The sequence below is a fragment of the Streptomyces sp. NRRL F-525 genome, from assembly GCF_000716605.1.
GTDB lineage: Bacteria > Actinomycetota > Actinomycetes > Streptomycetales > Streptomycetaceae > Streptomyces.
In genome coordinates this window covers 273360-286070 of record NZ_JNXE01000002.1, presented here as the reverse complement: position 1 = coordinate 286070, position 12711 = coordinate 273360, and the positions used below count along the sequence as shown (strand labels likewise).

At 71.5% G+C, this 12711-nt stretch carries 12 protein-coding genes; 6 read left to right on the top strand and 6 right to left on the bottom strand.

Features of this window, described 5'->3' with window-relative positions; all coding sequences use genetic code 11:
• The first annotated feature begins 203 nt into the window (after nt 1-203).
• Nucleotides 204-1346: a CapA family protein gene (locus tag OO69_RS04405; RefSeq protein ID WP_033279045.1), complete on the top strand. Its 1143-nt coding sequence runs from the start codon at nt 204-206 to the stop codon at nt 1344-1346.
• 9 nt (nt 1347-1355) lie between these two features.
• Here the strand turns inward: OO69_RS04405 and OO69_RS04400 are convergent, their stop codons facing one another.
• Nucleotides 1356-1841: a MarR family winged helix-turn-helix transcriptional regulator gene (locus OO69_RS04400; RefSeq protein ID WP_033279044.1), complete on the bottom strand. Its 486-nt coding sequence runs from the start codon at nt 1839-1841 to the stop codon at nt 1356-1358.
• Between the two features lie 57 nt (nt 1842-1898).
• Between OO69_RS04400 and OO69_RS04395 the strand changes: the two genes are divergently transcribed.
• Nucleotides 1899-2714 (top strand): alpha/beta fold hydrolase, encoded by an 816-nt coding sequence (locus OO69_RS04395; protein ID WP_033279043.1) that lies wholly within the window; start codon nt 1899-1901, stop codon nt 2712-2714.
• 17 nt (nt 2715-2731) lie between these two features.
• Here OO69_RS04395 and OO69_RS04390 read toward each other — a convergent pair whose 3' ends face one another.
• Nucleotides 2732-3193 carry a universal stress protein gene (locus OO69_RS04390; RefSeq protein ID WP_033279042.1) on the bottom strand — a complete coding sequence of 154 codons (462 nt, stop codon included), beginning with the start codon at nt 3191-3193 and terminating at the stop codon, nt 2732-2734.
• Nucleotides 3194-3283: 90 nt separating this feature from the next.
• Here OO69_RS04390 and lysX point away from each other — a divergent pair, with 90 nt between their 5' ends.
• Nucleotides 3284-6550: a bifunctional lysylphosphatidylglycerol synthetase/lysine--tRNA ligase LysX gene (lysX, locus tag OO69_RS04385; RefSeq protein ID WP_033279041.1), complete on the top strand. Its 3267-nt coding sequence runs from the start codon at nt 3284-3286 to the stop codon at nt 6548-6550.
• A 91-nt stretch (nt 6551-6641) separates the two neighbouring features.
• The gene (locus tag OO69_RS04380; RefSeq protein ID WP_033279040.1) at nt 6642-7484 is read left to right on the top strand and encodes a polysaccharide deacetylase family protein; all 843 of its coding nucleotides are present in this window, start codon (nt 6642-6644) and stop codon (nt 7482-7484) included.
• A gap of 31 nt (nt 7485-7515) precedes the next feature.
• Here OO69_RS04380 and OO69_RS04375 read toward each other — a convergent pair whose 3' ends face one another.
• Nucleotides 7516-8187: a class F sortase gene (locus tag OO69_RS04375; protein WP_033279039.1), complete on the bottom strand. Its 672-nt coding sequence runs from the start codon at nt 8185-8187 to the stop codon at nt 7516-7518.
• A 332-nt stretch (nt 8188-8519) separates the two neighbouring features.
• Here OO69_RS04375 and OO69_RS04370 point away from each other — a divergent pair, with 332 nt between their 5' ends.
• On the top strand, nt 8520-9026 hold the full coding sequence (locus OO69_RS04370) for a hypothetical protein (RefSeq protein WP_033279038.1): 507 nt from the start codon (nt 8520-8522) through the stop codon (nt 9024-9026).
• Between the two features lie 94 nt (nt 9027-9120).
• On the opposite strand, the gene OO69_RS04365 is transcribed toward OO69_RS04370, so the two are convergent.
• The 3 genes from OO69_RS04365 to OO69_RS52875 all read right to left on the bottom strand — a co-directional run bounded on the left by OO69_RS04365 (nt 9121) and on the right by OO69_RS52875 (nt 11278).
• Entirely contained in the window at nt 9121-9669 is a 549-nt protein-coding gene (locus tag OO69_RS04365) for a hypothetical protein (protein WP_033279037.1), read from the bottom strand.
• A gap of 222 nt (nt 9670-9891) precedes the next feature.
• Nucleotides 9892-10626, bottom strand: coding sequence for a DUF4239 domain-containing protein (locus tag OO69_RS04360; RefSeq protein ID WP_033279036.1), 735 nt, complete (start codon nt 10624-10626; stop codon nt 9892-9894).
• A 46-nt stretch (nt 10627-10672) separates the two neighbouring features.
• Nucleotides 10673-11278, bottom strand: a complete 606-nt coding sequence (locus OO69_RS52875) for a hypothetical protein (protein WP_158713351.1) — start codon at nt 11276-11278, stop codon at nt 10673-10675.
• A gap of 271 nt (nt 11279-11549) precedes the next feature.
• On the opposite strand from OO69_RS52875, the gene OO69_RS04355 reads away from it, so the two are divergent.
• A complete protein-coding gene (locus OO69_RS04355) occupies nt 11550-12509 on the top strand; it encodes an SCO0930 family lipoprotein (protein WP_033279035.1) in 960 nt (319 codons plus the stop codon).
• The last annotated feature ends 202 nt before the right edge of the window (nt 12510-12711 follow it).

The window sequence follows — 12711 nt, the reverse complement described above, 5'->3', positions numbered from 1 at the left end:
GGGCGTCCGGGGACAGGGGGCGCACGAGGGGCTTGCGGCGGACGGTCGATCGCGTCGACGAACGGTGCGACGAACGGTCCGCGCTCCCCGGCGATCCGCCGCACGCGCACACCGGACGGGTCATCAGAGGCCGGAAGTCGTTTGCGGGGCCGGTGAAGTTCATACCTATTGGTGGGTAAATATGACCACAGTGGGGTGAATTGATGATCGCACGCAGACAGCAGGTGGCCGTCGCCGTCGCCGCCGTTCTCACCGCGGCCGCCGCCTGCCAGGCCCAGCACCACGACTCCGAGGCGACCGGCCGCCCGGCGCCCCCCGCCGCCCGCGGCTTCACCCTCGTCGCCGCCGGAGACATCCTCCCGCAGAGCGCCGTCGTCGACCGCGCCCGCTTCGACGCCGGCGGCACCGGCTACGACTTCCGCCCGATGCTCGCCGCGGTCCAACCCCTCGTCTCCCACGCCGACCTGGCGCTGTGTCATATCGAGAGCGTCTACGGCGACTCCGCCACCGGCACCGCCGCCCTCACCTCCCCGCCCGAGGCGGCCCAGGGCCTCGCCGCGACCGGCTACGACAGCTGCTCCACCGCGTCCGACCACAGCCTCGACGCCGGGACCGTCGGCATCCAGCGCACCCTCGACACCCTGGACCGCGCGGGCGTACGGCACACGGGGACGGCGCGCACCGACGCCGAGGCGCGCACGGTCACCCTGCTGCGCGCCGGTCCGGCGAAGGTCGCCCACCTCGCGTACACCGCCGACACGAACGGCGTCCCGCTCCCGCCGGCCGAGCCCTGGGCCGTCAACCTCCTCGACCCCGCCCGCGTCCTCGCCGACGCGCGGGCGGCCCGTCGCGCGGGCGCCGACGTGGTGGTCGTCTCCCTGCGCTGGGGCACGGCGGGCCAGAACGCGCCCGACCCGCAACAGCTCGCGCTGGCCAGTGAACTCACCGCCGCCCGCACCGGCGGCCGCCCCGACATCGACCTGATCCTCGGCACCCAGGCCCACGCCCCGCAGCCGTACGAGAAGGTGAACGGCACCTGGGTGGTCTACGGGCTCGGTGACCAGATCACCGGCGAGATGTACGACAACGCGGGCACTCAGGACCCCGGCGGCAACCTGAGCACCCTCGGCCGCTTCACCTTCGTGCCGCCCGCCCGGCACGGAGGGCGCTGGGAGGTGACGAAGGCGGAGTTCGTCCCGCAGCTGTTCGACATCGACGCGGGCCGGGTCGTCGACGTCAACCAGGCGATCGGCCAGGGCGCCGACCTGACCGGCGACCGCGACCGCATCCGCGAGGTGGTGCTGAGCCGGGGCGCGGCGAAGGACGGGCTGGTGATGGGGAAGTAGGCCCGGGGGTCAGTCGACGTCGACGTGCGCGAAGGTCTCCAGCATCTGGGCGAGCACCTTCGCGCACGCGCGGACGTCGGCCTCCGTCAGCTCGCCGCCGACCTGGCGCATCAAGTAGTGCTCGCGGCCCAGGACATCGGTGATGGTCGAGCGGCCGGTGTCGGTCAGCCGGATGAGGGAGGACCGCTGGTGCGCCGGGTTCGGGACGCTCTCGACCCAGCCGTGTGCCGCCGCGTCGTTGACCATGCGCTGCACGAACTGCCGGCTCAGTGCCTGGTCGCGGCCCATCTGAGGAACCGTCATGGGCCCGTGCAGGCGCAGCAGGTTCAGGACGGCGCGCACGCCCGCGGACACGCCCTCGACCGGTTCGGCCTGCTCGACCTTGCGCGCGGCGCGCCGGTAGAGCGGGCCGACGAGGTCGAACACCTCGGTGAGGCGGTGGCCGAGTTCGTCGGGGGAGAGGGGAGCGGGAGCCGGGGAAGGGGAGTCGTTCACGGCCTCATCATGACACCTGGGTTGCCAAAATCCGGCCAGGATGACACCTTGGTTGTCATGACAGCTGCTTCGGAACTGAGCTTCTTCGCATCTGCCGACGGGGACCTCGCCTACCTCGACGTGGGCACCGGCGACCCCGTGGTCCTCCTCCACTCCGGCTTCGCCGACCACCGGGTCTTCGACGACCAACTACCGTCCCTGGCCGCCGACTTCCGCGTCATCGCGCCCGACATCCGGGGCCACGGCTTCTCGGCCAACGCGAGCGCGCCGTTCCGCTGGGCCGACGACCTGGCGGGTCTCCTGCGCCACCTCGACCTGGGGCCCGCGGTCCTGGTCGGCCTGTCCATGGGCGCGGGCGTCACGACCGACACCGCGCTGGAACACCCCGAACTGGTCCGCGCGATCGTCGTCAGCGGCGGCGGCACGAGCGCGTTCGAGTACAAGGACCCCGAGCTGCTGGAACACACCGCCCGCGCCGGGCAGTTGCTCGCCGCCGGCGACATCCCGGCCTGGCTCGACCAGTTCACGCAGGGGGTGGCGGGCCCGCGCCGCGCGGTGGCCGAGGTCGACCCGACGGTCATCCGCCGCCTGCGCGAACTGACCGCCCACACGATCTCCAAGCACACCCCGGGCGAGAAGGACTGGTACGTCCCGCTGCCCGACCCGTGGTCCGGCGTCCCGAAGCTGGACGTCCCGGTGCTGGCCATCCACGGCGCCGCCGACTGGCCGGACAGCATCGCCATGGCCCAACGCTTCGCCGACACGGTCCCCAACGGCCGCGCCGCGACCATCGAAGGCGTCGGCCACTACCCGAACATGGAGAAGCCCGAGGAGTTCAACCCGCTCCTCGGGCAGTTCCTGCGCTCCCTCTGAGGGCTCAGTACGGCTCTCTAAGGTACGACCGTCACCGGCCACCGCCCCGCCTTCACCAACCGCACCGCCACCGAGCCGATGATCCGGTGCCCCGCCTGCTCCGAGGCGCCCACGATGACCGCGTCGGCCTTGAGTTCGTCGGCCGCCTTGACCAGGCCGCCGTAGGGGTCGCCGCGGAACGTGTGGAATTCCCAGCGGATGTCGAATATCCCCTTCACGCGCTCGGTCTCGTGGCGGATCTGGGCGACGAGGTTCTCGGCGATCTCGTCGGTGGTGTCGGCGACCGGTGCTCCCATGGCCGCGCCCGCCGCCAGTACCGGCTGCACGTACACGAGGGCGAGCAGCGCGCCCTGGCGTCTGGCCAGGCCCGCGGCGTAGGACGCGGCCCGGAGGGAGGAGTCGGAGCCGTCGACTCCGGCCACGATCACCTTGGGCCCGTCCGTGCCCCGCTCGAACTGAGTTGAGTGCTGTTCCGTCACGGCCGTGAGGCTATCGGAACCCGCAGGTCCTGAACCCGCCCGGGAGCGCTCGACGGGCGCGCCGCCCGCCCTGTTCCTACAGTCGGAACCATGACTGCCACGGTGGAGGCCGCCAGGCCCAAGGACACCAAGGGTCCGATACGACCGCCCGGCAACGGGTTCCTCAGCCGGGTGCCCGAAGGCTTCGCGACCTTCTTCGGCGCCCTCGGCCTGCTCTGCGTCCTGCTCGCCTTCATCGCCCCGCTGCGCCGCGTACTGCGCCCGGTGGTCCGCTTCCTCGACCTCCTGATCGTCCCCGTCAGCGCCAACCTCGCCTACGCCGTCTTCCTCTTCCTGCTCGCCGCCGCTACCGCGGCCCGCAAGAGGATCGCCTGGTGGCTGGTCGTCGTCTACCTCGGCCTGCTGGTCCTCACGGACGCCCTGGGCGTGGCTCTCGGCCTGTACGCCGCGTCCCTCCCGTCCCTCATCGTGTGCGTCCTGCTGCTGGTCCTGCTGATCGTGGCGCGCCGACAGTTCTACGCAGCCTCCCGACGCGCGGCGGTACGACGAGCCCTCGCCGTCCTGTTCGGCGGGCTCGCCGTGGCGATCCTCGCCGGCTGGGGACTGGTCTCCCTGTTCCCCGGCACCCTGCCCGAGAGCCAGCACCTGGCCCTGGCGGCCAACCGCGTCTGCGGCGGCCTGGTCTCCGACCGCTCCTTCAACGGCCGCCCGCCCCGAGCCGTGTCCTTCCTCCTCGGCCTCTTCGGCGCGCTCGCCCTCCTGAACGCGGCCACCGTCCTCTTCCGCTCCCAACGCCTCGAAGCGGCCCTGCACGGCGACGAGGAGGACCGCATCCGCGCCCTCCTGAAGACCTACGGCGGCCACGACTCCCTCGGCTACTTCGCCACCCGGCGCGACAAGGCCGTCGTCTTCTCGCCCAGCGGAAAGGCCGCCGTCACCTACCGCGTCGAGGCCGGCGTCTGCCTCGCCAGCGGCGACCCGGTCGGCGACCGCGAGGCCTGGCCGCACGCCATCGCCGCCTGGCTGGACGTGGCCCGCCGCCACGGCTGGGCCCCCGCCGTGATGGGCGCCTCCGAGGACGGGGCGAAAGCCTTCGCCCGCGCGGGACTCGGCGCCCTCCAACTCGGCGACGAGGCCATCCTGCACGTCGCCGACTTCGACCTCGCCGGCCGCGACATGCGCGTCACCCGCCAGGCCGTCGGCCGGGTCCGCCGCGCCGGTGCCACCTGCCGCATCCGCCGCCACGCCACGCTCACGGACACGGAGATGGAGGAGGTCGTCGACCGCGCCGACGCCTGGCGCGACACCGAGACCGAACGCGGCTTCTCCATGGCCCTGGACCGCCTCGGCGACCCGGCCGACGGCGACTGCCTCCTGGTCGAAGCACTCGACGAGGACGGCAAGTTGCTCGCCCTGCTCTCCCTCGTCCCCTGGGGCAGCGACGGCGTCTCCCTCGACCTGATGCGCCGCGACCGCACGGCCCCGAACGGCGTCATGGAGTTCATGGTCGCCGAACTCTGCGCCGCCGCACCGAAGTTGGGCGTCCACCGCATCTCCCTCAACTTCGCCGTGTTCCGCTCGGCCTTCGAGGAGGGCGCCCGCATCGGCGCGGGCCCGGTCCTCCGCCTGTGGCGCCGCCTCCTGCTCTTCTTCTCCAAGTGGTGGCAACTGGAAGCCCTTTACCGCTCCAACGCCAAGTACCACCCCGAGTGGTACCCCCGCTTCATCTGCTACGGCGAGACCGCCTCCCTCGCCCGCATCAGCCTCGCCTCCGGCATCGCTGAGGGCTTCGTCTCCGTACCGTCACTGCGCCAACTCTGGGGAAAGGGGCACCAGAAGAGCGGACCGCGGCCCGCGACCACGGCAGGTCTGCCGCCTCTGTCCGCGCTCGACCTCGACAGCGAGGACGAGGGTCCTGAGAGCGGCCTGCCCGAACAGGTCCGCGTCCGGCACCACAAGCTCGACCGCCTCCGCGCCGCCGGCATCGACCCGTACCCGGTCGGCGTTCCGCAGCGCACCCACACCCTCGCCGAGGTCCGCACGGGGGACCAAGTCACCGTCGCCGGGCGGGTGATGCTCGTGCGCGACCTCGGCGGCATCGTCTTCCTCACCCTGCGCGACTGGTCCGGCGACCATCAACTCGCCCTGACCCGCGCTGAGTCGGGCCCCGGCCTCGACCGCTTCGTCACCGACACCGACATCGGCGACCACATCACCGCGACCGGCCGCGCGGGCACCAGCGACAAGGGCGAACCCACCGTCTTCGTCACCTCCTGGCAGCTCACCGGCAAGTGCCTGCGCCCGCTGCCCGACAAACACCGCGGCCTCACCGACCCCGAGGCCAAGGTCCGCATGCGCTACCTCGACCTCGTCGCGAGCCCCGCCGCCCGGGACGTCGTCCGGGCCCGCTCCACCGCCGTACAGGCCCTGCGCCAGGGCCTGTTGGAGCGCGGGTACCTGGAGGTGGAGACCCCGATGCTGCAACAGATCCACGGCGGCGCCAACGCCCTCCCCTTCACCACCCACATCAACGCCTACGACCTCGACCTGTATCTGCGCATCGCCCCCGAGCTGTACCTGAAGCGGCTCTGCGTCGGCGGCCTGGAGAAGGTCTTCGAGATGGGCCGCACCTTCCGCAACGAGGGCGTCTCCTACAAGCACAACCCCGAGTTCACGATGCTGGAGGCCTACCAGGCGTACGCCGACTACGACGTGATGCTCGACCTCGTCCGCGAACTCGTCCAGGGTGCGGCCATGGCTGCCTTCGGCTCGCCCGTCGCCCGCAAGGACGGCGAGGAGTACGACATCTCCGGGACCTGGCCGGTGAAGACCGTCCACGGCGCGATCTCTGAGGCGCTGGGCGAGGAGATCGACGCCGACACCGAACTCGCCCGCCTGCATCGGCTGTGCGACCGCGCGGGTGTGCCGTACGGCGCCGACGACGGCCGCGGGGACGTCGTACTGGAGATGTACGAACGGCTCGTGGAGGAACCGACCCGGCTGCCGACCTTCTACAAGGACTTCCCGACCGACGTCTCCCCGCTCACCCGCCAGCACCGCACCGACCCCCGGCTGGCCGAACGCTGGGACCTGGTGGCCTTCGGCACCGAACTCGGCACCGCCTACTCCGAGCTGACCGATCCGGTGGAGCAGCGCCGCCGCCTCACCGCCCAGTCGCTGCTCGCCGCCGGGGGAGACCCCGAGGCGATGGAACTGGACGAGGACTTCCTGGACGCCCTCGAATACGCGATGCCGCCCACCGGCGGACTCGGCATCGGCGTCGACCGACTCGTCATGTTCCTCACCGGTCTGACGATCCGTGAGACCCTGCCGTTCCCCCTCGTCCGGCGCCGCTGAGCGCGCAAGAACTGGGCCGGGCGGGTGTTTTCCTGCCGCCGCACCGGTGTTGCCGTGGGGCGCCGGGTCCCGCGCGGGCGACTGATGAGTCATGAAGAAGGATCAGTCGCTCACGCGCCGACGGGCCCTGCTCGCCGGCGCCGCCGCCGTCGGGGCGGCCGGCACCGCCGGTCTGCTGTACTCCGGACTCTCGGACGACGCCCCGGTCCGGGCCGCCGCCCCCGCAGCCGGGCCCCCGCCGCGCCTCGCACGCAAGCCCTCCTCCTACCGCCTCCAGCCCGTGGCCGGATACGGCGCACCCCACGCCGCCCCCGCCCGTGTCCCGGTGCGGCACGAGCCGTTCCTGCGCATGTCGGGACGCGGCAACACCATGGTCCTGACCTTCGACGACGGACCCGACCCCCGCTACACCCCGCACATCCTCGACACCCTCGCCGAGTACGACGTCCGTGCCACGTTCTTCGTGTGCGGCGAGATGGCCGACTGGAACCGGGACATCCTCGCCCGCATGTCCGACGAGGGCCACATCGTCGGCAACCACACCTGGTCCCACCCCCTGCTCACCAAGATGACCCGCGGTCAGATCCGCTCGGAGATGGAACGCACCAGCGACGTCATCGAGGACGCCTACGGCGAACGCCCGCAGTGGTTCCGCGCGCCCTACGGCGCCTGGAACCGGGCCGCCTTCCAGCTCGGTTCCGAGATGGGCATGGAACCCCTCGCGTGGACCGTCGACACCCTCGACTGGGACACCCCCGGCGTCCCCCACATCGTCAACGCGGTCGAGGACGGCGCCGCCCCCGGCGTCGTGGTGCTCTCGCACGACGCCGGGGGCGACCGGACCCAGAGCGTGAAGGCGCTGCGCGAATACCTGCCGCACCTCCTGGACTCCGGCTACCACATGACGCTGCCGCGTCGGCGCACCACCACCTGACGGGCTTTTCGCCCGCCCGGCCGGGGAACGCTCAGCGGACCTCGACCAGGCGGGCGAAGACGACGACGTTCCCGTCGTAGCCGTTCTGCTTGGAGAAACCGCCGCCGCAGGTGATGACGCGGAGTTCCGGAGTTCCCTTGGACGCGTAGACGCGGTCGCCGGGGAAGTCCTTCTTCTCGAAGACCTCGATGCCGTAGATCTCGAATACGGCGGTCTTTCCGTCCTTGCGCTCGACCTCGACGCGATTTCCCTTCTTGAGGGCCCCGAGTCCGTAGAACACGGCGGGGCCCATTTTGTTGTCGACGTGGCCGACGACGACCGCCGTGCCCTTTTCGCCGGGGGAGACGGCGCCGGTGAACCAGCCCGCCAGGTTCGGGTCCTCCGGCGGCGGGGCGCCGACCCAGCCGTCCGCGTCCAGGCCCACCGGCATGACCGGGGCGTCGACCCGGATCGCGGGGATCCGCACCCGGTCGGCGACGGAGTACGGCAGCGGGGCCGGGACCTTGCCGAACGTGGTGTGGCCGGTCCGGGCGTCCGCGGCCGCGGCGGAGGCCGGCTGCGGCGGCCCGACGTCGAACTCCCCGGAACCATTCCGAATGAGCGCGAGACCGGTCAGCAGAACAAGCGCTATCACTCCCCATGGGGCGCGCTTCTTCTGCCGCTCCTCCTCTTCGGCAAGCTCGGACAGCTCCGACGCAGACATTCGCCATCCCCTCTCGACGCGGCCGTCGCCACGTCAATCGCGCATACGAGAACGCTAAATGCCGAAGACGGAACCGGCGACGGGGGAAGCGCGAACGGGTGGCCCGGTCATCCTTATGTGCGCCATACGAGTTGGCGCCCACAGGAATTTTCTGACGGTGTGTGACCTGCGGCAATATCCGATTGTGCGCTTTCCCTCCGGCGTGTCCTCTCACCAGGACGGACCATTCTCGAAATGCGGGCGCGCGCAAGGCATCTGAGGGTGCGTCTGGGAGGCGTTTTCTCGCCGATCGACCGGGGACGGGTCCCGGGGCGCCTTCCGCGGAGGATGACATGCGTACTACTCGTGCCCTGGCTGCCGCCGGTGCCGCGGTGGCCGTCCTGGGGCTCGCCGCCCCGGTGGCCGTCGCGGACGGCATGGGCGCCAGCCCCAGCAACATCGTCGCCCTGCCCAGCGTGATCGCCCGCGGCGGACAGCTCACCGTCACGGTCGACGGCTGCTTCAGCGGCGGCAACGCCATCGCCACCTCACCGGGGTTCGAACGCCCCGCCAACCTGTCCCTGCTCGGCGGCTCCGGTACGACGTCCAGCGGCACGGCCAGGATCAGCCGGTCGGCCACCCCGGGTTCGTACAGCATCACGGTCCGCTGCTCCAACGGCTCCTCGCTCACCCGTGACGACGCCTACACCGTCATCGGCGGTGTCCGCGGCGGGCTCGGCGGCAGCAGCAGCGCCGGGGCGACCCCGACCGACATGGCGATCGGCGGCGGCCTGGTCGCCGCGGCCGTCGTGGCCGGCGGGGTGTTCTGGATGCGCCGCCGCACCGAGCGCGGGATCTGACCTCCTCCCCTTCGGAGTTCAGGCGCAGGTGACAGGCCTTCGCCCCGGACCCTTGCGGGTTCCGGGGCGAAGGCCTGTGCGGGTGGTGCCGAGGTCAGGCGCCGTCCTCTCCGGTGCGGCGGCGGGAGAAGTGGTACGCCGCTCCCACCGAGCCCGCGATGAGGGCCGCGCCGATGCCGAGTTCCTTGAGGTCGAAGCCGGCGATGCTGCCGCCCTCACCGGCGTGGACCCCTCGCGGAATCTGCTGGGCCGGCTGCAGCGGCTGGATGTTGTTGTTCGTGCGGCCCGACGCGATGGTCAGACCCGTGGAGCCGCTCACGCCGTCACACGTGAACGTCACCTGGTACACCGCCCCCGGCCGCGCGTCCCAGTCGACCATCGCCGACGCCGAGGACTGCCCCGGCGAGATCCGGACGGTGTCGAAGACCCCGGAGGAGACCGTGGCGGAGCCCTTGCAGCCCCCCTGGTCACGGTCGAGCTGCAGAGTCACCTGGCCGCCCGCCGCGATCGTCGAGGGCAGGATGCTGAAGCCGAACGGCGTGATGTTGTGGTTGCCGTCGCCCTTCGCGACGGCGACCGGCGCGGACAGGGCGAGGGCGCTGATGCCCAGCAGTGCGGCCGAAGCGACGCGTATCGCGCGCATGGTGATTCCTCCGGGTCCCCGAGGAGCAGCAGCGGACCTTTTCCGCTTGCGCCGTAAATGCACCTCGATGACCGAAACGCTAGGAACATGTGTGCGCTCCCGCGATCGCAGTCGCGCGAATGGGGCAATCGTGTGGGCCGCACAGGGGACCCCGTTCGTGCGACCGGGGGACGCCCGCGGCGTGGCGGACGTCCCCCGATGGCCTGCTCCGGTGAGGGGCCGTCAGTCCTTGATGTGCGGGAAGAGGTTCAGGAACGGCTGCGCCGAGGCCGTGATACCGCGGCTGTACGGCGCGTCGAAGTCCCAGATCAGGAACAGCAGGAACGCGATCAGCGCCGAGAACAGCCCGGCGAGGATCAGCTCCCGTGTCGTACGCCGGATCTGCAGCGCGAACACCATGCCGATGGTGATCACGGCCCCGGCGAGCAGCCCGAACCACACCACCGACGGCATGGTCGCCCCCGTGGAGTCCGAACGGGCGTTGCGTGCCGAGTCCACGGCGGTCACCTGGTCGACCAGCGGCTGGTAGGCCTGCGCCTGGAAGTCCGTCGTCGGCCGGTAGTCGGTGACGTCGGCGCGGATGCGCTGCAGGAGGTCGGTGCCGCGCTGGGTGAGCTTCTCGTGGTCGGCCATCGTCTTCCACTCGACGTTGACGACCTGGGAGACATAGGCCTCGACGTCGGCCCGCACGCGGTCACGCTCGGCCGGCGGATAGACCCGCACCCGCTCCGAGATCTCGTGCAGCGCCTGCGCCTCCGCCTGTACGTGGTCCTGGGCGGCGCTGCGGGCCTCCCAGACACCGGCGATCGCGAGGCCCAGGACGATGGCGTACACCACGCCGATCCACATCGTCATGTACTCGATGACGTCCGGGGTCTCACTGGGGTCCTCGTCCTCGGACGCCGAGCGTTCGCGCAGGAAGGTGACGATGACGACGACGACACAGGCCGCCGCCATCGCGAGGACGAGAACAAGCCATTCCGACAAGAGGTTCCTCCGGGGATCAGCGTGGACGCAGCGCGACGATGGCGACCACCGCGGGCAGGGTGATGAGCAGGACGTAGACGACCGGCGGCGTCCGGTTGGGGGCCGGCCGCGGACTCGGCTGGGAGTGGTACTTCGGATAACTCACCGGGGACGCCGAGGGATGCGGGGTGGGCTTGGGCGTTGGAGTCGGAGTCGGAGTGGGCGTCGGTGTGGGCGTGGGTGTCGGGATCACCCGGGGTACCGGAGCCGCGGGGGCCGGCCGCGGCGCCGGGGCGGGCGGTGGCGGGGTGGGCTTCGGCGTGGGCCGGGGCTTCGGCGTCGGCTTGGGGGTCGGGGTCGGGGTGGGTTTCGGCGGGGGAGGCGGTGTCGGCTTGGGCGGTGGCGGGGTGGGTGTCGGCGAGGGGCAGGGCGGCGGCGGGGTCGGCTCCGGGCAGACCGGGGGAGTCGGCCAGTCGCCGCCGGCCACCGCCACCGCCTCCGTGCCGTCCGGCCCCGTCGAGGCGTACGCGCACGCGTCGGCCGCTGCCAGGCCCGCCGGTGCGCCCGCCAGCAGCCATGTCAGCGTCACCAGGGTCAACACCCTTGCGGCGAGGGCGGTTCGGGTCGGTTCGGGTCCATGCACGACGGAGATCATGAGGCCTCGCGGGCGGGGGCGCGCCGGGGCGCGGGAGGAATGCCCCGAAGGAGTGGAAGACGGGGTGCGGCCGTTTGACGCACCGGCCGCCGGACATGGCCGGATGCGCACGGGCGTACGAGAAGGAGCCGCCGGGTCACAGGGGTCGGAAAGAAATTTGTGCGGCGGTTGAACACTTCCGTGGTCCCCACCCGTACCTAGGACCGTGCGGCGGCACAGACGGGCGCTGCAACATCCAGGTGATTATGGGGAGTTGACGATGAAGACCTCCTGGCGGAGCGCCTCACTCGCGGCGACGGCCGTGTCCGTCATGGCGTTGACGGCGGCGTGCGGTTCGGAAAATGTGACCACGCCTTCCTCTGCGGCACAGAACGTCGGTGCCACGGCGGCGGCCGGAGGTTACGGAAGCGTCGGTGCCACGGCGAGCGCCAGCACCGGTGCCGGCAACGGGTACGGAGCCGACGGCCAGCAGGCCGCCGCCGCCGAGCCCGCGGGCCAGTTGACCGTTGCCAACAACCCCGACCTCGGCAAGGTGTTGAGCGACGGTGCGGGTCTGACCCTCTACCGTTTCGACGCCGACACGGCCAATCCCCCCAAGTCGAACTGCGACGGCGACTGCGCCACCGCCTGGCCGCCGGTTCCCGCGGACGACGCCACGGCCGGCGCCGGTATCGACAAGGCCCTCCTCGGCGAGGTGACCCGCACCGACGGCACCAAGCAGCTGACCATCGGCGGCTGGCCCGCCTACCGCTACGCCAAGGACGTCAACGCCGGTGACGTCAACGGCCAGGGCGTGGGCGGCAAGTGGTACGCGCTCGCCCCCGACGGCAAGAAGGCGACCCTCGCCTCGCTGCCCGGCCTCTCCGTCCGCAAGGACGCCAAGCTCGGCGACATCGTCGTCGACAAGAACGGCCACACGGTCTACCGCTTCCTCAAGGACAAGGCATGGCCGAAGTCGGTCTCGAACTGCCTCGGCGACTGCGCGAAGAAGTGGCCGGCCGTCGGCATCGTCTCGGCGAGCGACACCAAGGGCGTGCAGAAGAAGGGCCTCATGGGCTTCACCCGCTCCGACGGCGTGAAGCAGATGACCGTCAACTGCTGGCCCATCTACACCTTCTCCGGTGACACGGCCGCCGGACAGACCAACGGACAGGGCGTGGGCGGCACTTGGTACGCCGTCTCCCCTGAAGGCAAGCCGGTCGGCGCGCCCGCGGAGTAGCGAGAACCTCCCCAGGGTTGATCGCCCCCCGCCCACTCGGCACCCGAAACGCGGAAGGGAGGGTCGCGGGCAAGCGACAGAAATGCCGAACAACACAGCAGCGCGCGCGACCCCAGGTCCGCCCCCTCCGCACCGCACGGAGGGGGCGGGCCGCTTTGGCGTTTTCCTGGCGCCAATTCCGGCATTCGCCGCGCCTCTCCGC